The sequence below is a fragment of the Methylobacillus glycogenes JCM 2850 genome (assembly GCF_000617925.1).
In the GTDB taxonomy this organism is placed as follows: Bacteria; Pseudomonadota; Gammaproteobacteria; order Burkholderiales; family Methylophilaceae; genus Methylobacillus; species Methylobacillus glycogenes.
The window spans coordinates 77,361-97,882 of sequence record NZ_BAMT01000011.1 but is presented as its reverse complement, the minus strand read 5'-3'; the positions used below and the strand labels follow the sequence as shown (position 1 = coordinate 97,882).

Sequence of the window (20,522 nt, the reverse complement as noted above, 5' to 3'; positions counted from 1 at the left end):
TTTCTAGCTCAACAGGTCACGAGCGATCATTTTAATCTCTTCGAAAAGGATATTGCGGCATATATCCGTAGTAACGACTCCGCCGTTCATGAAACAGCATGCATACCTCTATTTCTCCACTATCAGAAGATTCGGCGGATTGATGATCACCAGATTCGTCTTTCTCTAATTAACCGTTTCATGGCCGAGTTCCGAGCACTGGCGCAAGCAAACACTTCAACAGCGCTCTTGAGCTTGATGATTTACGTATTCGATAAGGTCAGTCAGGATATGGGCGTGGTGCCTCCAAATGGTTGGAGTCTTGATGACCTACTGAATTTTCTGGAGCATATACCTGTCGGCATGAAACGATGGACATGGGAGGATGAGGGACGCACGAGAGGAGCTAAGCCTGTCAAATGGCTGGTTGAAAACGAATACCATGTTCAGAATCTACTGTATATACTACTGGCGCCAACCTTCAATAATATCGCAGACGAAGTAAACCTCTCACCCGTAGGCCAGAAGAATCCGCGCATTGATCTCTACCTGCCTTCATTACATACCATCATCGAGGTTAAGTACCGGAAAGATACAAAGAAGTCATTCTCAGTATTGATCGGCGAGATCGGTGAAGATGCCTCACTCTACCGCGCTGATACGAAATATCAGGATGCGCGAATCGTCAGCTTTCTTTGGGATTGCACTCGCTCGACGCAGGAACACGCAAAGTTCAAGGAGGGCGTCTTGAAAATTAACGGCATTAACGGATGTGTAGTTGTCAGTGCGTCATCAACCATGGATAAACTCTGATGACATAAACATAGAACGTAAACATATCTAGACTACTCCCGACTCATCTCTACCAAAACATGCTCACTCCACGGCACATTTAGCTCGGCGATGCCCTATCCGAAAGACGAGCGTAAACTTGGCTACCCAACCACTTGGACACCAGCTCCCGCATCTCTGGCTTGCCCATGTAATCAGTGAACAGCTCTTCGTTCAGCTCCATGCGTTCGATGAACAGTGACTCAAGGACCTGTCGAAACACGAGCTGGAACTTGTCGAGGGAGTTGACCCCCGCTGCCTTTTGTAATGACTCGTTCTGGCTTGCGGCTTCGGCAATCTGATCAAAGAACAATTGATCTGCATCATTCAATTCGCCGCCGAAGCGCTGATTGATGATGTCGATCAGGCGTGACAGGGAAACGGGTTCCTCACGCACCATGCCTGATCCCACATCTCGCGGGCCGTCGAGCGGTTTGGCATATCCCTCATTGAGACTGATAGAGCCTTCGCTGATTTTCTGCAAGCGGTAGTAATCGAGTTCGACTTCTTCGTCGAACTGATAGCCCGGCCCACTCTTGCGCTTAGGCAGCTTCAACGCGAGGTGCCGCAGGTACGTAAAGAGTTTTTCCAAATCGCTGTCTTGATAGGGGATCACCTGACTCAAGAAGCTGTAAAGATTACGAAAGGCTTGTAGTTTGCCGCGCCAAAGCTCGGCTTCTGCCTCCTCCGTGTTCTGCAACTGCACGAAGCGCGCGACTGCCTGATCGAGAATCGCGTTCATCATCTTGTGATCGTTGAGACTTTGGCGGCGCTTTGGCGCGAAAAACACGCGCGCGAACTCAGCCACCTCGGTCTGCAGGTACACGCCAGACGCATCAAGCTCAGCTTTGACCTCGTAGAGCTTGTCGGGATCGACTTGCTCGCCCATGACTGAGCCATCGTAGTACTGGCGGAAAGACTCCTGGATCTCGCCGGGCTCATTGACAAAGTCGAGCACGAAAGTGTCGTCCTTAAGCGGATGGGTACGGTTCAAGCGCGACAGAGTCTGCACCGCCTGAATACCCGCCAGGCGCTTGTCCACATACATCGTGTGCAGCAAAGGCTGATCGAAGCCGGTCTGGTATTTCTCGGCCACCAACAGAACGCGGAAATCCGGCTTGGCGAAGGTGTCGGGCAGCTCTTTCTCTTTTAGGCCACCATTCATCTCAACCTCTGTGTACGACTTCTCTGGAATCTTGTCGTCCTCCACTGCGCCTGAGAATGCCACCAAGCTCTTGATCGGATAGCCCTTCTCCTGGATGTAGCGGTCGAACTCCTGTTTATAGCGCACGGCCTCCAGCCTTGACCCAGTCACTACCATCGCCTTGGCATGCCCGCCAATCTTGTGTCGAGTGAAGTGTTGGAAGTGTTCGACCATCACCTCCGTTTTCTGGCCGATGTTGTGCGGATGGAGGCGCATGAAGCGGGCCAGCGCCTTGGCGGCTTTCTTGCGTTCAACATTGGGGTCTTCCTCGGCCTTCTTGATCAGCTTGTAGTAGGTCTTGTAGGTAACGTAGCTTTTGAGCACGTCCTCGATGAAACCCTCCTCAATAGCCTGGCGCATGGTGTAACGGTGGGATGGCTCGCCATTGCGGCCGAAGATCGCCAGCGTCTTGTGCTTGGGCGTAGCGGTGAAGGCGAAGAAACTCATGTTCGGTTGATGGCCCCTCTTGGCCATGGAGCGAAACAGTCGCTCCAGTTCGACTTCGTCTTCCTCCTCGGCCATCTCTTGTGCCTTGCGGCGCAGCTCGGCACCGCCCAGCACGCCCTTGAGTTCGGTTGCTGTCTCGCCCGACTGCGAGCTGTGTGCCTCGTCGATGATCACCGCATACTTGCGCGCTGGTAAATGACTCTTGCCGCCTTCGCCGCGCTCCTCGCTCAACTTGGCTAGCTGTCCAGACACGAATGGAAATTTCTGCAGCGTGGTAATGATGATCGGAACGCCATCTTCAAGAGCCTCTGCGAGCTGGCGCGAGTCTTCGTCGATTTTTTGCACCACACCCTGGCGGTGATCAAACTGGTAGATGGTGTTCTGCAATTGACGGTCCAGCACCACGCGGTCGGTGATCACTACCACGCTGTCAAACAGCCGCTCGTCGCGTTCGTTATGCAAGCTGGAAAGGCGATGCGCCAGCCAGGCAATGGTATTGCTCTTGCCACTGCCAGCCGAATGCTCCACCAGATAGTTATGTCCAGCCCCCTCGGTGGCTGCAGCCGAAACCATTTCGCGCACTGCTTGTAACTGGTGGTAGCGCGGGAAGACCAAGCTTTCCTTGCGTACCTTTTTGCCATCATCTGTGACTTTTTCTTCAATGTTCAGGTGCAAAAAGCGGGCAAGTAGGTCAAGCAAACTGTCGCGCTGTAGAACCTCTTCCCACAAATACGCTGTTTTGTAGTTGCGAGCGTCCGGGTCGGGCGGGTTGCCCGCACCACCATTAAAACCTCGATTGAACGGCAGGAAATAGGTGGAGGTCCCGGACAAACGAGTGGCCATGTGCGCTTCTTCGGTATCAACAGCGAAGTGCACCAGCGCGCGCTTAGTGAACTCAAAGATTGGTTCACGCGGATCGCGGTCGTGGCGGTACTGGTAGATGGCATTCGCCGCCGTCTGGCCGCTCAAGGGATTCTTGAGTTCCAGAGTCACCACCGGAATACCGTTGACCGACAACACCACGTCCAGCGACTTTTCAGACTTCAGGCTGAAATGCAATTGGCGGGTCAGTCCCAGCCGATTTGCCCTGTAACGCGCCTCCAGCTCAGGATTCAGGCCGTGGGCCGGGCGGAAAAAGGCAATTCGCAGCGTCTTGCCAAAACACTTGAAGCCATGGCGCAACGTGGCCAGCGCGCCATGAGTATCCAGCCATTTACACAGTGATTCCAGCACCCGCCCACCGGTCTGTTCGCCGTGTAGCGCCTCCAGCTTTTCCCACACCTTGGTTTGGGTAGCACGGATGAAGGCTAGCGCCTCATCGGGGAAGATGGCGCGCTCGCGGTCAAAGCCTTTAGCGTCAACAAGGGTGTAGCCCTCGCCCAACAATACCTTCTCGATGGCGGTTTCGAATGCGGCTTCACCGGTGCGTTTCATCGTTATCCCCTGGCTTGTTCGATATACTTAGGAAGTAATTGTTTTAGTACGAAGCAGAACTCTCGCAATCGGCCATTTTTGTCGCGACTCTCAATATTGGCTAATGCGACTCTTGCATCCGCAATGGTCAGAGGTCGAGCCCGAGACCTTGGGCCAAAACCAAAGAAGCCGTCAATCCTTGCCTTTCTTAGCTGACGCAGTGAGTCAGCATCCAGCTGAAGTGCCGCAATAGTTGCCGTCGCACCCTCATGGTCGTCCGGGTTAGGATGTACATGACCACTCCAAGCGAAACGAAAGCGTCGTTCGCATTCAGCAGACAAGGGTGATACGAATCGTTGCTCGTCCCACCAACTTGCCTTGATCGGTGCGCCGTATCCGTGCGAAGTATCCCCGCCGTCGACTGGAAAACAGGCAACAACATTTCTGTATTCAACATCTTCCCATTCCGAACATTCGCACTGCGGCTTGACATGCTCGACGTGGGACGAATCGCTGTCGATGGACCGCCCCGTATAGGCACAAAGCCAGCCTTGTTCCTCAAGCAGCTTTGACTTCAGGGAATCGTGTGCCTCTGTGCCCAGCAAGTCCCGATAGGTATGATTGAATTCCTGATTCGCGTCTCGCCACGCAGTGAGCTCCTGCGGGGCGTGAGCTTTTGTGATTCTTCTCATTAAGACCTCAACAACGCAAACCGGTCCAGCAGTGCAAGAGCCTCCTGCAGATCAGGAAAATCGCCGATATCGGCTCGTAGTTGTTCGGCAAGCTCTTGCGCCTTTTCCAAGCTGTCTTCATCAATCGCAAGATATATCGCCGAGAGACGCTGTTCAGTCTCGTAATCACGGGCCGGCACTCCCATGATGTTCTGTAGAATCCAACTGCTGTCCATGCCAAAGGACTGCGATGCGTCCGCAAGGACGACTCTTCTGGCATCGTCATGATGTAAAAGACGCAATTTCTCAGGTCGAACTTGACCAATTACTTGCGGCGAATGCGTGGTGACAATGAATTGGCATCCAGCGAAAGTGCTCTGGAGAAATCTCAGTACTCGACGTTGCCAGCTTGGATGCAGGTGCAGCTCGATCTCGTCGATCAGTACCAGCGCCGCCCCTTCGGCGATGGGGTTGTCACTATCGGGGTTGGCTATGGCCAGGCGCCGAGTGAGATCGAACACAAGGCTAGCAGGCCGCGCTCACCGTCGGAAAGTTGCTCCAAGAACAACACCTGACCACTCTTCATAACACTGAATCGTGGCGGTCGACCTTCGTGAAGCTTTAGGTTGCTGACCTCAGGCAAGAAGGTCTTTATCGCCTGCTCCAACTGCAGAAATAGGCGGTCTTTATCTGCTGCAGAGGCCTCCGCAACTACAACCCGATACCAGTTGGCGAAATCGTTCAACGACACTTCCAGTTGGTTGAGCGACTTGTCATAGGCAGAAGCGGCATCAATTTTCTTTATTTTAGGGAGCGTAGGCGGTAGTCGAGACAAGAATCGCGATGTGCTATAGAAAACCGCAAGAGGCTGCTTAGGCCCCCCCCTCAGTGTAGTAACCAGCTCATCTGCTTTAGTCGCCGTATCATTGGGCAGTATGCGCACTGCAGCGATGTCCGAAGCCTGATCAAGCTGAATCTCAAGGAGCCGAATTTCGTCGTTGATGTCTTGCTCTTCCTTCGAACCTTTCTTCGTCTCGCGTATGGCAAAGCGCAGCTCATCGCGGCGTTTTATCAAGGTCTCTGCTTTGTCAGCTTCCAGCGGCGCTGCGCGAGTGAGATCAACAATGACAAATGCGGCGTCTAATGCGAGCGTGGTGGACATTGAGAGTCCGAGCTTGCCCGACTGCACGTCGGTGTCGCTCAATCCGAGTGGTGACTCCCTTGAAACTGTGAAATTGGGTAGAGCCAGCGACATTGCAGTCGTCAACGCCTTCAATACGCCGGACTTGCCGACACCATTGACACCAGCAATCACCGTCAAGTCATCCGCAAAATCGAGATCGATCTGCTCAAAGCCCCGGAAGTTAGCGAGAGTAAGTTTCTTCAACTTCACTCAGTCATCTCCTGCAGCGGGATCTGACCGATAACGGCAGCAGTAATCAGTGCAGCGCGACGTTCATTAGCGAGAGTGATCGACAACTGCAAGCTCTCTCGCAGCGCGTTCGCCTTGCGTTGATCCACCTTGACGGCGCGAACGATAGCAGCCTGCTCATCATGTGGCGGGACAGGTAGCCGCATTTCAAAAAAGTTCTCAGGGTACAGGCGCAAGCGAGAGGACCAGACGCCCTTTGACCATCGGCTCACTTCCGCCACAAAAGGCAGCGAACGGCACAACAGATCGACGTACTCGGGCAGCAGCTCGCCTTTCGACGTATAGACGTGATAATCAGGACTAACGATGCCTGCCAAGGGGCTAATACCCATCGCGCCCATCCAGGCCCACAGGGTGTTGATGGCAAGGTCACCAGGCATACAGCGCTTGTAACCCGCCTTGTCGTCGGCCTCGAACATATACACGTCCTTCTCGGAGCGTGAGGTAACGCCTGTGATATGGGATACGGTAAGCAGTTCTTCTGATCCATCGTCCGAACGTTCATCGCGAACCATGAAAAGATTCTTGGCGCGCTCCACGCGCCAATGTGCCGGAATCTCTCCCAGCCATTCCTGGCAAGAGGGTTTGAGCGGCACGTTTTGGTCGAGGCCGCGGGTGACGAAGCGGCTTATAAGGGCAGCACGCTTTTCCTCCAGCAAAGCTAGCATCAATTCCTTCTCGGCTATCAGGCCGTCGATGCGGGCTATTTCTCGGTCTAGGTAGATTGCAATTCGGCTTTGCTCATCAGGATTCGTTGGGCATGGCAATGCCAAGTTTTTTAGGAATTCGCCATCAACATGTGGAATTCCCATACCATTTGTAAATGTCTTCAGAACAGGTTCAACAGCTTTACAAATCCAAAAAAGAAACTGCCGATCAAACTGCAGAGGTGTGACGAGTGCGGTAGTGGAGGAAACAGCACCACGTTTAGCTTTCAGAAACTCGCCCGCATTTGAACCATCCCATAACAATAAGACATCGTTATTCTCTGCAGTAAGCATTCCCTGTGCAGGTACATATTGGGAAGCTTCCGTATCACCACGTAAATACTCCATTGAAAGATAGGGGAGAGCATCGACAGCAACATCCTCCTCTTCTTTTGTAGGTAAGCGCCCTTTAGATGTAGCTGCAATGTACCTAAACCTTACTTCACGCCAGTGGCTTGGCAGAGAGGATGCAATGCTGATTGGATTCACTCTGTCACCTCGTGCAACAAATCAAGAATCCGCTGCTCCACACCAGCCAGTTCCGCATCGATCTCGTGTAACGGACGCGGCGGCTGGTACTGGAAGAACACGCGGTTGAAATTGATTTCGTAACCGACCTTGCCAATGCCGCCATCCAGCTCATCCATCGTCTCGCGGTCGATCCAGGCATCGGCAACGTAGGGCCGCACCTCGCGCAGCACGTAGCTGACGATGTCCTCCTTTAGCGGGATGTTCTCGGTATCCTTGAGTGCCGGGTCGGGTTCGTATTCCACTAGGCTTTGCCTTCGGTGTGCAGCCCGAGCAGCGCATACAGCTCACCGGCATTCATCGTCGGCAGCGTCTGCTGCGGGAACAACTCCGAGCCGATGGCAACGTCGCCCTTTTTGTGGCGCTTGGCAATGACGGGCGCGGCTTCTGAGTCTGTGGTGGTAAAGCAGTCGCGGAAGATTTTCTTCTGCGCCGTACCCTTGGCACCCTTGGCCCAGCTTTCGACCTCTTTGGGCAGGGTCTTGAAGACCTGCTGCACGGTGTCCCAGGTTTCGTTCCAGTCCAATAGCGGTTCGCTGCCGAGTGTGTCCTGCACAGCCTGCAGGGCGTCGTACAGTTCGGGGCAGGTGTTGAGGAAGCGCTCGCGCGCCTCGTCGGTAATCTCGAAGCGCAGTCGCAATGGGCGCAGCACGGTGATGCGGCGGTAGCCGAAGTCGGTGTTGTCGAACACGCGGCTGGTCTTGTTGTTCTCCATGGCGCCGTGTTCGCGGGTAACGGCATCTAGCGCAACTTGGTCGAGGTAGCGGCGCTTGTCACCGAGGCTGCGCTTCATCGGTGTGTAGCGCTCGCGGGCGTCGATGAGCTGGATCTTGCCCTTGCGGTGCGCGGCTTTGCGGTTGGTGACCACCCAGATGAAGGTGCCAATACCGGTGTTGTAGAACATCTGCTCGGGCAAAGCGACTATGGCTTCAAGCTGGTCGCGCTCGATTATCCAGCGGCGGATGTCACTCTCGCCACTGCCGGCGCCGCCGGTGAACAGCGGTGAGCCGTTGAAGACAACAGCGGTGCGCGAGCCGGGCTTGTCGCGATCACCGGCTTTGTAGTCCTGGAACTTGCTCATCATGTAGAGCAGGAATAACAGGGCGCCGTCGTTAATGCGCGGCAGCTTGCCGCTATAGCCACGGAAGTTGGGCCAGCGGTCGATGATCTTTTTCTCTGCTTTCCAGTCCACGCCGAAGGGCGGGTTGGCCAGTAGGTAGTCGAAGCGATGGTCGGGAAACGGATCGTCGGTGAGGGTGTTGCCCAGCACCACCTGACCATCCTTGTGGCCCTTGATCAAGAGGTCAGAGGCAGCCACTGCGTAAGAGCGAGGGTTGTAGTCCTGCCCGAACACCTTGACCGTGGCTTGATCATTGTGAGCGCGAATCCAGTTCTGCGCCTCGGCCAGCATACCGCCGGTGCCGCAAGCGGGGTCACAGATGGTGACAATGACGCCTGCCTGGGTGAGCACGTTGGTATCGGGCTCCAGAAGCAGATTGACCATCAGCTGGATGACTTCACGCGGGGTGAAGTGATCGCCTGCCGTTTCGTTTGCGGCTTCGTTGAAGCGCCGGATCAGGTCCTCGAACACCAGCCCCATGGTGATGTTGTCGACTCGCCTGGGATGGAGGTCGATCTCCGCGAACTGAGAGACCACCTGATACAGGCGGTTGGACTCTTCGAGCTTCTCGATTTCTTTGTCGAATTCGAAGCGCTCGAAAATCTTGCGGATATTTTCGGAGAAGCCGTTGATGTAATCGGCCAAGTGCCGACCGATGTTGTCTGGGTCACCCTTGAGCTTGTAGAAGTCGAGCTGACTGTGGTTGTGGAAGCCCAGCGGGGTGCCATCCTCATCCTTGGCCAGGTTGTTGAGGATGGCGTCGATGTTCGGGATATTCTTTGCCTTGAGTTGCTCGTATTGCTTGAGCACTGCCTCCTTGCTCGGCGCCAGCACGGCATCGAAGCGGCACAGCACAGTGAGCGGCAGCATGACGCGCTCATATTGTGGCGGACGGTAGGGGCCGCGCAGCAGGTCGGCTACCGACCAGATGAAATTGACGAGCTGTTGAAAGTTATTAGTCATAATTAGCTTAATTATAACTTTTGAAAAGAATTTTTTTGACCTTCTTACGCATCTGGCAAACATTTTTCTGAATCGCTCCCATTTTCTGAACAGTTCTAAAGTTCTGAATTAGGGAGGTTGACGAGGATTAATGAGTAAGCAAAGCAGCTAAAACTTATGAACGCTTACATTCATGACGAGTTGAGAGTTAAATAATTAGCTTATTAATGCGGCCCCTAATGATTCATTCAATGCGGTATGGCTTATGCAGATTGGCTACAATAGCTCTTTACCTTTAGCAGGAGCCCCATCAAACGCAACCAAGTCAGGATGACTAGGAGCACTCAGGTCACACATGGCAATCATCTCTTTCAGGGTTGGTGACTTTCTCTCTTGGCTACAATTTACTGTTGCAACAAGACTTCCATTATTGATTTCTATAGTGATTGGCGTCCCTAAGGAAATCCCCATGTGATGAGCCAAGTTATCTGGTACAGGGATGACTAGCTCATCACCGATCTTTTTCACATTAGTTTTCATTGTCGCTCCTTCACACTGACGTTAATTGTCTCATTTCCACACATTGGTCATGCTGCTTAACCTGGGTAGTATTTGATGTCTAAGATACCCTCATTGATCCATTGTTCTCTGCCATAAACATAGCGGGGAAATTCAATATCCAATGTAGTCTCTTGCTTCAGAAGGCGTTGGACCAAATCGACTAGCTTGTGCATATCATCCGCATTCCGCACTTCTATTGGTGCAACAATATCTACCCCACGTGCTTCCTCAAAAACATTGACATTAATTGAGGGATGTATCGTAAAGCTGGCCTCCTTCCACAAACGTTTCCTCTGTGTTTCTGCTTCTTCAAGCCAATTGATATTTTTATCTGCCTGGGATACTTCAACTGCTATGTTGGCGGCTTTTTCTTCTATCCGCTCACGATATTCATGACGCGGATGTTGCCAGAACACTGAGATACGTATCTCACCCAAGATGAGCTCCACACCGTTCCACCAAGAGAGTCCACCTTCCATGAGATGCTCGTACTGAAGCCATACCATAATGCCATCAACGAATGGCGTACCACGCTTGTTCTGATGGTACTGCTTAGCTAAACGGCGTCTGCGCTCGACCTGTTTATTTTTCATGGTATGTCCTGATGGATCAATTTGATCTTTATTTGTTTATGCAGCCATTTTTTTGCTCTTTTCAGCGTCTTTAAATCATAGGCGTTATAAACCACACTTTCTGTGAACCAAAAGGTGTTCCTGAACAGCCTATGCTTGGCAAAGAAGCTGCATATGCGCTCAGTATCCTCGGCAAATAACTTGGGGCCGCAAATGCCTGCATACACCGATTGCACATCCATGCCATCGTAGCTCCGGAAGATCATTAATATCCTGGAGAGCTCAGTGAGGTTCTTTTCTTCTGCGTTCCCTTGCAGGCCTAGCGGTAGTTGCTGGTATACATTCAGAGCCTGGTTATGCTTAAGAGATTGACCCAGAATGTTCTGTGCATGAAATAGCGGCTCTAGTAACTTTGCACCGTCATCGCGAGTCGGGCAACTGGTTAAGTCTTGCCCACATGTCTGACAGTTGCTGATAGACGCGCTTTCCTTTGCTTTTACGATCGCCTGATCCAGGTCCATGTAGGTATGGCAATGGGGGCATTTTTCCTCCATCAGGCGTTGATGCTTGGCACAGATGTATGTCCATGCCAGGCGCCAAGTTTTGCGGATATGAGGTATTTGGTCTTCACTTAAGCAATCCGGGCAATAGCGATAGATGGGGCGTTGTCCAAAGATATCAGTGCTCAGACATATAGTCTCTGGGTGAGCAAGATTGGAGTTGGCATCCCAGGCACTGGCTTGTAAAGCCTTGCTGGAGACATCGTTCAAGGTGTTAGCTATTTTCTGGAAATTCACCAGGCTGGGGGCGATATCGGCCCAAGTGACAGATTGTTTCAGCTTCCAGCTTTTGCGAAGCTGTTCCTTGGATAATCGACCTGATGCAATACATCGCCATACCCATGAGCTGAATACCTCACCAGCAACGATGTCAGGCAACCCAAGTAGTTTTTGTTGATCAATCTGCCAAGCCTCTCCACGACGGCTGAGTTCTGATTTCACTTGTTGCGCTAGCACCATAACGTTTGTGCGGCTCACCATGATCAAAACTCCAATACCAGTTGCTGCCCCAGGGATGTGCAATGATGCGGCTTACCTGAAATACGCCATAATCGTTGCAAGTATTGTTCATAGGCATGAGACAGGAAGCTCAGCTCGGGCTGCACAATGCTGGAGCGGAAGTAGTGATCTAGTGGCGCAAAGAGTTGATGACACTCAACCGCGGTAAAACGAGGACCAAACTTGTGTTGCAAGTGCTGCTGCAATGCCTGCCCCAAGGCATGCGGCCACTCTTGCAATACCTCAAATGTTTTTTCTACCATGGACTCTAACAAAACAGAGTCAGGTTTCTTTCTGCCATGCCCAACGCCATATCGCCCGATGTTTTCCAGGCAATGGCCAAGAAACCAGACTGTTTTGCATAATCCATCTACGCTTAAGCCTGCCAGCCTTTCAACAACGGGGTGAAGTGCCAAAACATTTGCCAAGTAATGTGATTTCCCCTCAAGACGATAGGCAATCAGGCTGGACAGCGATGCAGTATGAGAAACCTCTAAAGGAGCTTCAATATTTGCAAGACTTTGCTTGCAGCCGCAATAGTCGGGGCGGCGGCGATTCCATTTCAAACGCTTTTGGCAGTTCGGGCATGTTTCAATTAATCTGATCTTGTGCTTGGCACAGACAGCGTAAAAGCTCAGATTCCAGATGCCGCGCAGATAAGGCTGCTCAACCATACAGGCTGGGCAGATTTTGGAACGGCGCGGGGTGACAAACATGGATTTACTAATCCATTCTGAGCCGACCCACCAACGTGGCTCACCCTGCTGCCATTGCTCGATACCAGACAGCTGTTGTACTGCTTCTACTGTATTGAGGGTCATATAAGCCAAATTCGGTATATCGGTAATGAGCATGTTGCGAGTGCCACCAAGCAACTTGTACATAAGCTCATCTGGCCCCAGTAAACGGTTCTTAAGGGAGACACGCATCATGAAGCCACTCAGCAATTCGTCATGATAGGGTCTTACCCGATGCAACAGCCTGTGGGTGGAGTTCATAAGAATGGGTTCTCCACAGCACAGAATCGGTTAAAAAATGCATTGGCAAGATGCTTGGTTGAGATGGATGCGCTATTTGCATTAGCCGCCAGGAAAACCGCCTCAGCTAATAGATCCTTGAGTAAACGGAAATTACCCTTCGATGCCTGGTATAGCTTCAAGGCAGTACTTTGGTCGGTGAGTTGAGATTGCTCCTCTAAAGGAATTGCTTCTTCAAGCGCCTTTAACAATCCTATGAATCTGCTATCAAATTCAAACTCTTGTAGCTGCAGCAAGCCGCTCCAGCGCGTTTTTGCCTGCGCATCTTCCTCATAAACTTTCATCAGTCCTGGAGTGCCGGTAAAAATGAAGGCCACATGCAAGTCGTCATATAACCTTTTAATGGCATCCCCTAATGCACCCCCCATGCGATCCTGAACGCGTTTGGCTTTGGTGTTGAGCCAGAGGTGCTGCGCCTCGTCAAACATGATGGCTACCGTGCCACACTGCGGCAGAGCATCTACCAAGTAATCCCGCAGGTCATCATTTTTGCGGTAGTGCAAAAGATCGGGATCCTGACCTAATTGCAAAATCAGACTAAGTAATATGGTGGACCAGACGGGAGTACCTCGAAGCTGAGACTCAACACCGGGGTATATCTGCTAGATTGCGTTTCCTGTGGTGGATATCGATAATAAATATCGTCCAGGATAAAGCTCTTCCCGACACCACCACTGCCCAGTATCCAGAGACCACCAGGTTTGCGCGTATGCTTTGCGCGGGCCAGTATGTTATCAATAAATTTACGAGCTTGATTAAACCCCTCCACATTGACCTTCACCTGACGAACAAAATCTGCCTTTTGAGCTGGTGTCCCATCCAATGCCTGAATCCTGGTCAACGACAGGGGAGTAACTTGAGTTGATGACCGCAACTCTACGTTATCGAATAGGGTGGCATTTTGCATTATTCACCCAGGTATAACTTGGCACTGCCGTGAAGGGGCTCTCGTCGGACTTACTACTAGCCGGTTGAGCGTTCTGAGTATTCTGAAATGGCGTTTTGGTAGATCGTGCCTCACCATCCAGTACCGCGTTGGAGTTAATACCAGCTATACGTGCGAGCTGCTTTTTTTGGTGCGTTGATTTTGCATCAATATCCTCACTGACTTTCTGTTCAATACGCTGACGGGTATCGAATAATAGATCTAGGGAGTTATTGCGGCTGAAATGTAGCCTTGCTTCATGGCGAATGTATTTATGCTGGAATAACGATAGTCCGTTGGCATAATCTGGCCGAGTACAATACACAGGAACATACCCCCCAGTTCCAGGATCCTTGACGTGAATAGTCCCAAGATTATCTGGCGTCACAACAAAATCCACTTCAACACCTTTGCCAAATCGATCTACCATGCGCTGCAAATTATCGTCCGCGTAATGCAAACCTAAGAACTGCACGCCTTCGTTTCTCAAAGTACCTGAATAGCGATCACCTAGAATGGTATTCAGCCTCTGTACTGACATTGGCATAGATGGCGGGGCTTCTCCAATACCTTCTTGCCAGAGTTCCAGAGGAGTCGCCATGTGACGGGAGTGTGGAGTGACATTGTGATAGTCGACTGCCCACTTATGGAGCAAGTACACCAATGAGGAAAATCGAATGACCGCCTGTTTGGCTGGATCGTACCCATGGCGATTCGCGAGTGCGTTGAAAGTTTTCCCAGGCAACGTTTCAAAGAAGGTTTGCTCGAGAGTTAGGAAAAACCGCTCAATTGATCCTTTAAGCCAGGGCGTGCGCACTTGGCAGTATTCGTAGTTGGCACCCAGATCCAGAATCATATTTCGGTAGCGCGGGGAAAAGTAATCGGCACCACGATCAGAACTGTAGATCATGCCCAACCCAAAAGCAGGCCAGGGATTCTCCAGGTCAGGCCATAAATCGAATGCCAGATGATGCGCGGTCAACGAGTGCTTGATGGCACCTGCAATACTGGGTAGTCCACCGCCATGAAATGAGAGATATAGCCCTAAAAGAATTTTGCTATGACGATCTTTGATCGCAGTTATTGTTGGCCGCCCCAATGGTAGGAACGATAGATCATCAATCACATACAAATTCATTAAGGTATGGTCGATCTCTACTACATCCAGTGGGTACTTTGCAGGCAAAGGTCCCTTGCTTACTTTGAGTTGCTTTCGGGCATACTCATAACCATAGCGCCCAACTAATGATTCATGCTGAGGCAACTCGCTGATACGGTTGTAAAAAGTGCGTAAAGATACATCCTGAAGAATTATCTGCCCTTTGTTTTTTCGCTCTTTATTGGCTTCGCGTAAATCACGCATGTACAGCCAGAAAGCGCTGTTCACACTAGGCCGAGACAACTGTATGAAATGTTGCCGAATCTTATCCTGTAGAAAACCCTCACTTTCACTATCGAGTTGTTTACTTCGCGCCTTATAAGCATGTTTACTGATGAGCGACTCGTTGCTATCCAGACTTGTCTCATAAGCTTTCCACCAAACTTGCACAGTTGATGCAGCAGGGCGCCTGGGATCCTGGAACTCTATCTGAAGTTGCTCTAATGCCCGCTGAATCGCTCGCCCTTGCCCTCTTGAAATGCCTTGCGCTTTGAGTGCCGAAATATATCTAAGCTTTCTCTCCAGACTCTGTTGGTATTTGATTTTCAGCTCAGAAATCAAAGGCACAACATCAGGAGGGTTCTCATCCTTATGAAATATCAATGCATCAGGAGTACAAATCGACGCAATAACTTCGATAGCCGCAGTATTTACGGACGTCCAAAAATCAATCACATTAAAGATCAGACGCTTTCCATCACCAGGTCGCTGAAAGTTGACCTCATCCTCTGTTCTATCAGTAAACTCGAAAACTTCATTGTTAACTGAAATTGTTAATCCCTTGGCCAACTGAAATGCACGCATTACTCGCCTCCCTTTTGGTCAATATGACCTGGCGCGTAATTTCTTCTATGGTGAGCTGCTCGAAGAAATCTGATCTCGTTGATACTATTAAAAGGCGACTCTGCAGCAAAGCCTCCGACCATGCCCCAAAGCTGAGGCATGTTGTCAGATCGTCTCCAAGCCTTCGCAACTGCCAAGACTGATTGATCTGTCGGCTCACGACCCAAAGCCAAGCTTTCCAAAACACCACAAAACCGGGTCGAACTGAATACGTCTTCAAGCAGCAATCCTTTGAATGGCTGATCTGGTAATGAGATATAAGCTTGCGGAGTGAGAGGATGCCGCCAATCAATACATAGCATGCGGTTCGCAACTAGCGCATAAATCTCGGCGAGCGCTAATTGCGTTCGGCGAATCAATTCGCAAATACGGGAAGGCCCTTCAGAAAGAGCACTGCATGCGACATCGAACTTTTCACCATCAGGTTTACTAGCCAGATATCGCTGAAGCAGCAACACGGTCTGGAATCTTGGTTTTGCCTCGATTTGGACATTCACCAAGAAGCGATAAGAAACTTGCTTACGATGGTATTGCTGAGCCAGTACGAGATACTTCGCTATGTTTCTGGTCTCAAGCAGATTTTCTATTGCCTTCACTTCCAGTAATAACGATCCATCTTTTGTATCGACTTCAAAATCCGGGATGTGATATCCAGCTTTTCCAGAAGATTTTATGTAGTGTGTCTTGGTAGGCTGACTTTTTATTCCTAGAACATCATGGCAGAGGGCCAATGTCAGAATGGCATGTTTTTCGTTGTAGGATTCATACTCTGCAATATAAGGAGTTATCCCGGGTATGAATATTCCACCTACAGTTCGATGAGGCGAAGTAGTAGTAAGCTGACGGACAGGTCTAACCTGACCAGCTAAAGTACGTTGGTTCATAATATCTCCAGGTGCGCCAATCAAAATGAATGTTTTAATTGGCAAAAGAAGGCCTTGACTTCATTTGCGCAATTGGAGATACTGAAAGTGCTAACAGTCGTACCTCTGCTTACGCAGGATAGAAGCCGGATGATCCTTTAAGGTGATTCCGGTTTTTTATTGCATATTGCCTCCAGTGTAAAAATGAGCTATTTGATTTGGCTCTTGATTAAACTGCCACTGAATTTCTCAGCTGTAGTAACAACTCCATCCTTTAGCCCCAACGCGACAGCAATTTGGTGGCTTTGACCTCGGACACAAGATCTCTTGCCATCTAATACTTGGTAAACCAAGCTTCCTGAAAATCCATTAAGCCTTGCCCATTCTGAAATTGAAAGTCCAGCCTCAGCAAAAGCTGTTCTTACCTGACTGGCTTTTGCTTTGTATGGATTCAATTTACCCTCCACATTCCAAAATAATGACAATAATTACTTACATTATATAAATCGATTGGAATATTGCAAACAAAAAACTCATAATTAAAAAATGCTTACACTATTTGAAAAGCTTCCAGCTGGCTTCGGTAAAAGATTAAAAAGCGAAAGAAAACGCCTTGGCCTCACTCAAACCGATTTTGGAGATAAAGCAGGGGTACAGCGATTTACTCAATACCAATATGAAGCTGAGGTAAATTCGCCTTCAGTACGTTATCTGGCTTCTATACTTGAAATCGGGGTAGACCTGACATTTCTATTATTCGGAGTAAGGGTGGATCACATGGCCCTACCAAGTAAAGAGATGCAGATGATTGAACGTAAGGTTTTTGATTTGTTGGATCAGAATGAAAAGACCCTAGGGGAATCGCTCACGCCAGAGAAGCGATATGTAATGTTTGACCTAATTCGCTCTCATCTCGTGCAAAGCAAACTTAACGAATCCACAAATCAATTATCAGCCAGCTACCTTGAGAAGAATCATGGCCGATAATCCGAATAGTGATGATGATGCAACAACAGCCTTTTTAGCCCCTGTTATAAAAATGTGGAAAGATCATCCACATCAAAACCTTGAGGAGGCAACGAAAGCGTGGGAGCATGCCATGCATGCTTTCCCCACTCTCCAGACTGCAAAAAGCAAACAGCCTTCCCTATGGAGCTCTTTCAACTCGGACACTCGCAAGGCCAAGAAAGCGCTATCCACATGGTTTAAAAGCACTAATACCCTATCAAATAAAGACATACGGCGCTTGGAGAGGTTACCCCTCTTTAAATTCACAGCAAATGGTGAAGCAAAGCTTAAGCAAGCACCACTTCCAATCAAGTGGGCAAATGGACTTTTATACATCCTTTGGGCTTTAGGAGGAGCGTTTAGCTGTTGGATATGGCTTGCAGCAGTACCGGGACTGACATTAATCATTCAGTCTTTTGGGGTCGGTATAGTCCTAGGCTCCCTCGGTTCACTCATACTCGACCTTTCGCATAGACATGAAGATATTGCTAAAAAGCTAGCCGTTTTGGCTCCTAGACTTAATAGCTAGTAGTTACAACTCACTCACCCCTACCTGAGCGCAACCGCCCCAAAGCAGGATAAGCATCTGTAATTTAAGCCCTCAGCACCAAATCTAGCTTTTGATTGCAATAATCTAATTATCGATTGCAAAAATCTCGAATTAAATTGCAAACGACAAAAAAAACTCCCACCCCACACTTGAAAAACCCCTTCCCCGTCCCTATTATTAGCACTCTACAGGCCGAGTGCTAACTCAGTTGCCCTGATCGAATTTGATAACCCGTTTTTTTAGCAAGCTCATTTCAAGATTTTAGGAGAAAACACATGGCAATTCGTCCATTGCAAGACCGCGTTATCGTCAAACGCCTGGAAGAAGAACGTAAGACCGCTTCCGGATCGTGATTCCTGATTCCGCTACCGAAAAGCCAGATCAAGGTGAAGTGATTGCTGTAGGCCCAGGCAAGCGTGATGACAATGGCAAGTCCATTCCCGTGGATTTGAAGGTTGGCGATAAGGTTTTGTTCGGCAAATATGCTGGTCAAGGCGTCAAGGTGGATGGCGTGGAAGTTCTGGTACTGCGCGAAGACGACATCCTGGGCGTAGTTGAAGCCTAATTACCCGCACGTTTGATGCACATCAAGATTCAACAGGAGATTTATTAAATGGCTGCAAAACAAGTTATTTTCGGCGATGAGGCACGTGCCAAGATCGTTAACGGCGTTAACATTCTGGCTAACGCGGTTAAGGTTACTCTGGGTCCTAAGGGCCGCAACGTAGTGCTGGAGCGTTCTTTCGGCTCCCCTACCGTCACCAAGGACGGTGTTTCCGTTGCTAAAGAAATTGAACTGAGCGACCGCCTGGAAAACATGGGCGCGCAACTGGTGAAGGAAGTGGCTTCCAAGACCAATGACAACGCTGGTGACGGTACTACTACTGCTACTGTTCTGGCTCAAGCTATCGTACGTGAAGGCTTCAAGTACGTGGCTGCTGGTTTCAACCCAACAGACCTGCGTCGCGGTATCGACAAGGCTGTTACTGAAATCGTTAACGAGATCAAGGCTATTGCCAAGCCAACTACCACCAGCAAGGAAATTGCTCAGGTTGGTTCTATTTCCGCTAACTCTGACACTGACATCGGCCAAATCATTGCTGATGCCATGGACAAGGTTGGTAAAGAAGGCGTGATCACCGTTGAAGACGGTTCTGGCCTGGAAAACGAGCTGGACGTAGTTGAAGGTATGCAATTCGACCGTGGCTACCTCTCCCCTTACTTCATCAACAACCCAGAGCGTCAAATCGCGCTGTTGGATAATCCTTTCGTGCTGCTGTACGACAAGAAGATCTCCAACATCCGTGACCTGCTGCCTACCCTGGAACAAGTTGCCAAGGCTGGCCGTCCTTTGCTGATCATCGCTGAAGATGTAGAAGGCGAAGCACTGGCTACTCTGGTGGTCAACAACATCCGTGGCATTCTGAAGACTGTTGCTGTTAAGGCCCCTGGTTTCGGTGACCGCCGCAAGGCTATGCTGGAAGATATCGCCATTCTGACTGGCGGTACTGTGATTGCTGAAGAAGTTGGCCTGAGCTGGAAAAAGTGACCCTGGAAAACCTGGGTCAAGCCAAGCGTGTTGAAATCGGCAAGGAAAACACCACGATTATTGATGGTGCTGGCTCCGAGAACAACATCAAGGTACGCATCGACCAAATCAAGAAGCAAATCGAAGAAGCGACTAGCGACTACGACCGTGAAAAGCTGCAAGAGCGCGTAGCCAAGCTGGCTGGCGGTGTTGCTGTGATTAAGGTTGGCGCTGCTACCGAAACCGAAATGAAGGAAAAGAAGGCACGCGTAGAAGATGCATTGCACGCTACCCGCGCTGCGGTTGAAGAAGGTATTGTTCCTGGCGGCGGCGTTGCTCTGCTGCGTGCCCGTGCTTCCATCAAGGAGCTGAAGGGTGACAATCCTGATCAAGACGCTGGTATCAAGATTGTGCTGCGCGCAATTGAAGAGCCACTGCGTCAGATCGTGGCCAACGCTGGTGACGAGCCATCTGTAGTGGTGAACAAGGTACTGGAAGGCACTGGTAACTACGGTTACAACGCTTCCAACGGCACTTATGGTGACCTGGTTGAACTGGGTGTTCTTGACCCAGCCAAGGTAACGCGTTCTGCTCTGCAAAACGCTGCTTCCGTAGCTTCCTTGATTCTGACTACCGATGCACTGGTAGCAGAGCTGCCTAAGGAAGATGCAGCACCTGCAATGCCTGACGCAGGCGGCATGGGCGGCATGGGCTTCTAATAGTCCACGGCCCGCCAGGTTTAACCCCCCTGGCAGTGTCAAACAAAAAGCCCCGGTACGCCGGGGCTTTTTTTTTTCGTTCTAAGTCTTTGTAGCGTAAAACTTAACTCAAGCGCTGCAGGTGATTGAACTCAATACTGAACTCAGTAAGCCAGTGCCGTGACGGCCTCATGACATGTCATGTAAAAACTGATAAAAATATATTTACCCAAGCAGATAATTTGCGCCTATACTGCGAATCATTCACACAGGCGGCAAGCAGCAGTACTCACCAGCCTTGCGCAAACGCCGGACAAAAAAAACCCCGATTAAAGGGGAGTAAAATCGGGGTCAAGCTAGCCTCATCAGATAAGGCTTCCCGCTCAGGGAGGAAAGCGGGAGACGATTGCGTCGTCTGAAATTATGACCAGTCACCAAATGCATTA

The 20,522-nt window shown here is 50.2% G+C and carries 19 protein-coding genes and 2 pseudogenes; 5 read left to right on the top strand and 16 right to left on the bottom strand.

All coding sequences use genetic code 11. The features are described 5' to 3' along the window. Positions 1–792, top strand: a 792-nt coding sequence (locus JCM2850_RS13350; protein ID WP_025872477.1) for a PD-(D/E)XK nuclease domain-containing protein, incomplete at its 5' end; no start/stop codon positions are given. 79 nt (positions 793–871) lie between these two features. Here the strand turns inward: JCM2850_RS13350 and JCM2850_RS13345 are convergent. From JCM2850_RS13345 to JCM2850_RS21120, 16 genes are all read right to left on the bottom strand, one after another. Next, complete coding sequence (locus JCM2850_RS13345) at positions 872–3,895, bottom strand: type I restriction endonuclease subunit R (RefSeq protein WP_025872475.1); 3,024 nt, start codon at positions 3,893–3,895, stop codon at positions 872–874. Positions 3,896–3,897: 2 nt separating this feature from the next. Next, a complete protein-coding gene (locus JCM2850_RS13340) occupies positions 3,898–4,566 on the bottom strand; it encodes a retron system putative HNH endonuclease (RefSeq protein ID WP_025872473.1) in 669 nt (222 codons plus the stop codon). Beyond that, positions 4,566–5,066 (bottom strand): AAA family ATPase, encoded by a 501-nt coding sequence (locus tag JCM2850_RS19380; RefSeq protein ID WP_036266254.1) that lies wholly within the window; start codon positions 5,064–5,066, stop codon positions 4,566–4,568. The genes JCM2850_RS13340 and JCM2850_RS19380 overlap by 1 nt, the downstream gene beginning before the upstream one ends. After that, positions 5,036–5,938, bottom strand: coding sequence for an ATP-binding protein (locus JCM2850_RS19375; RefSeq protein WP_036266251.1), 903 nt, complete (start codon positions 5,936–5,938; stop codon positions 5,036–5,038). The genes JCM2850_RS19380 and JCM2850_RS19375 overlap by 31 nt, the downstream gene beginning before the upstream one ends. Further along, complete coding sequence (locus JCM2850_RS13330; RefSeq protein WP_025872471.1) at positions 5,935–7,173, bottom strand: restriction endonuclease subunit S; 1,239 nt, start codon at positions 7,171–7,173, stop codon at positions 5,935–5,937. Before JCM2850_RS13330 ends, JCM2850_RS19375 begins: the two co-directional genes overlap by 4 nt. Then, the gene (locus JCM2850_RS22010; protein WP_199898345.1) at positions 7,170–7,457 is read right to left on the bottom strand and encodes a hypothetical protein; all 288 of its coding nucleotides are present in this window, start codon (positions 7,455–7,457) and stop codon (positions 7,170–7,172) included. The genes JCM2850_RS13330 and JCM2850_RS22010 overlap by 4 nt, the downstream gene beginning before the upstream one ends. After that, positions 7,457–9,295, bottom strand: coding sequence for a type I restriction-modification system subunit M (locus JCM2850_RS19370; RefSeq protein ID WP_199898344.1), 1,839 nt, complete (start codon positions 9,293–9,295; stop codon positions 7,457–7,459). The genes JCM2850_RS22010 and JCM2850_RS19370 overlap by 1 nt, the downstream gene beginning before the upstream one ends. Positions 9,296–9,550: 255 nt before the next feature. Further along, a complete protein-coding gene (locus JCM2850_RS13320) occupies positions 9,551–9,814 on the bottom strand; it encodes an AbrB/MazE/SpoVT family DNA-binding domain-containing protein (protein WP_025872469.1) in 264 nt (87 codons plus the stop codon). Between the two features lie 56 nt (positions 9,815–9,870). After that, complete coding sequence (locus JCM2850_RS13315) at positions 9,871–10,428, bottom strand: hypothetical protein (protein ID WP_025872467.1); 558 nt, start codon at positions 10,426–10,428, stop codon at positions 9,871–9,873. Further along, positions 10,425–11,447 carry a TniQ family protein gene (locus JCM2850_RS13310; protein ID WP_036266250.1) on the bottom strand — a complete coding sequence of 341 codons (1,023 nt, stop codon included), beginning with the start codon at positions 11,445–11,447 and terminating at the stop codon, positions 10,425–10,427. The genes JCM2850_RS13315 and JCM2850_RS13310 overlap by 4 nt, the downstream gene beginning before the upstream one ends. A 2-nt stretch (positions 11,448–11,449) precedes the next feature. Continuing rightward, complete coding sequence (locus JCM2850_RS13305) at positions 11,450–12,463, bottom strand: TniQ family protein (protein WP_081775074.1); 1,014 nt, start codon at positions 12,461–12,463, stop codon at positions 11,450–11,452. Further along, positions 12,460–13,032, bottom strand: a complete 573-nt coding sequence (locus JCM2850_RS13300) for a TniB family NTP-binding protein (protein ID WP_305079991.1) — start codon at positions 13,030–13,032, stop codon at positions 12,460–12,462. Before JCM2850_RS13300 ends, JCM2850_RS13305 begins: the two co-directional genes overlap by 4 nt. A gap of 2 nt (positions 13,033–13,034) precedes the next feature. Continuing rightward, entirely contained in the window at positions 13,035–13,409 is a 375-nt protein-coding gene (locus tag JCM2850_RS13295; protein ID WP_148301272.1) for a hypothetical protein, read from the bottom strand. Next, positions 13,384–15,390, bottom strand: a complete 2,007-nt coding sequence (locus tag JCM2850_RS13290) for a TnsB C-terminal domain-containing protein (protein ID WP_025872458.1) — start codon at positions 15,388–15,390, stop codon at positions 13,384–13,386. Before JCM2850_RS13290 ends, JCM2850_RS13295 begins: the two co-directional genes overlap by 26 nt. After that, positions 15,390–16,313: a TnsA endonuclease N-terminal domain-containing protein gene (locus JCM2850_RS13285; RefSeq protein WP_148301271.1), complete on the bottom strand. Its 924-nt coding sequence runs from the start codon at positions 16,311–16,313 to the stop codon at positions 15,390–15,392. Before JCM2850_RS13285 ends, JCM2850_RS13290 begins: the two co-directional genes overlap by 1 nt. A gap of 188 nt (positions 16,314–16,501) precedes the next feature. Then, positions 16,502–16,747: a DNA-binding protein gene (locus tag JCM2850_RS21120; protein WP_081775075.1), complete on the bottom strand. Its 246-nt coding sequence runs from the start codon at positions 16,745–16,747 to the stop codon at positions 16,502–16,504. Between the two features lie 91 nt (positions 16,748–16,838). Between JCM2850_RS21120 and JCM2850_RS20605 the strand changes: the two genes are divergently transcribed. The 4 genes and pseudogenes from JCM2850_RS20605 (at position 16,839) to groL (ending at position 20,097) form a co-directional block, all read left to right on the top strand. After that, a complete protein-coding gene (locus tag JCM2850_RS20605) occupies positions 16,839–17,279 on the top strand; it encodes a helix-turn-helix domain-containing protein (RefSeq protein ID WP_025872454.1) in 441 nt (146 codons plus the stop codon). Beyond that, positions 17,269–17,829: a hypothetical protein gene (locus JCM2850_RS13275; protein ID WP_025872452.1), complete on the top strand. Its 561-nt coding sequence runs from the start codon at positions 17,269–17,271 to the stop codon at positions 17,827–17,829. Before JCM2850_RS20605 ends, JCM2850_RS13275 begins: the two co-directional genes overlap by 11 nt. A gap of 296 nt (positions 17,830–18,125) precedes the next feature. Further along, positions 18,126–18,415 (top strand): annotated as a pseudogene (locus tag JCM2850_RS19360) (co-chaperone GroES). A gap of 48 nt (positions 18,416–18,463) precedes the next feature. Further along, a pseudogene (gene groL, locus JCM2850_RS19355) lies at positions 18,464–20,097 on the top strand (chaperonin GroEL). Positions 20,098–20,522 lie beyond the last annotated feature (425 nt).

Bases quoted from the DNA above. Each gene is read 5' to 3' on its own strand.
- JCM2850_RS13340 (WP_025872473.1), bottom strand. From the start codon at position 4,566: ATGAGAAGAATCACAAAAGCTCACGCCCCGCAGGAGCTCACTGCGTGG.
- JCM2850_RS13285 (WP_148301271.1), bottom strand. From the start codon at position 16,313: ATGAACCAACGTACTTTAGCTGGTCAGGTTAGACCTGTCCGTCAGCTT.
- JCM2850_RS13320 (WP_025872469.1), bottom strand. From the start codon at position 9,814: ATGAAAACTAATGTGAAAAAGATCGGTGATGAGCTAGTCATCCCTGTA.
- JCM2850_RS13290 (WP_025872458.1), bottom strand. From the start codon at position 15,390: ATGCGTGCATTTCAGTTGGCCAAGGGATTAACAATTTCAGTTAACAAT.
- JCM2850_RS20605 (WP_025872454.1), top strand. From the start codon at position 16,839: ATGCTTACACTATTTGAAAAGCTTCCAGCTGGCTTCGGTAAAAGATTA.
- JCM2850_RS13310 (WP_036266250.1), bottom strand. From the start codon at position 11,447: ATGGTGAGCCGCACAAACGTTATGGTGCTAGCGCAACAAGTGAAATCA.
- JCM2850_RS13275 (WP_025872452.1), top strand. From the start codon at position 17,269: ATGGCCGATAATCCGAATAGTGATGATGATGCAACAACAGCCTTTTTA.
- JCM2850_RS13315 (WP_025872467.1), bottom strand. From the start codon at position 10,428: ATGAAAAATAAACAGGTCGAGCGCAGACGCCGTTTAGCTAAGCAGTAC.
- JCM2850_RS13295 (WP_148301272.1), bottom strand. From the start codon at position 13,409: ATGCAAAATGCCACCCTATTCGATAACGTAGAGTTGCGGTCATCAACT.
- JCM2850_RS13345 (WP_025872475.1), bottom strand. From the start codon at position 3,895: ATGAAACGCACCGGTGAAGCCGCATTCGAAACCGCCATCGAGAAGGTA.
- JCM2850_RS19370 (WP_199898344.1), bottom strand. From the start codon at position 9,295: ATGACTAATAACTTTCAACAGCTCGTCAATTTCATCTGGTCGGTAGCC.
- JCM2850_RS13305 (WP_081775074.1), bottom strand. From the start codon at position 12,463: ATGAACTCCACCCACAGGCTGTTGCATCGGGTAAGACCCTATCATGAC.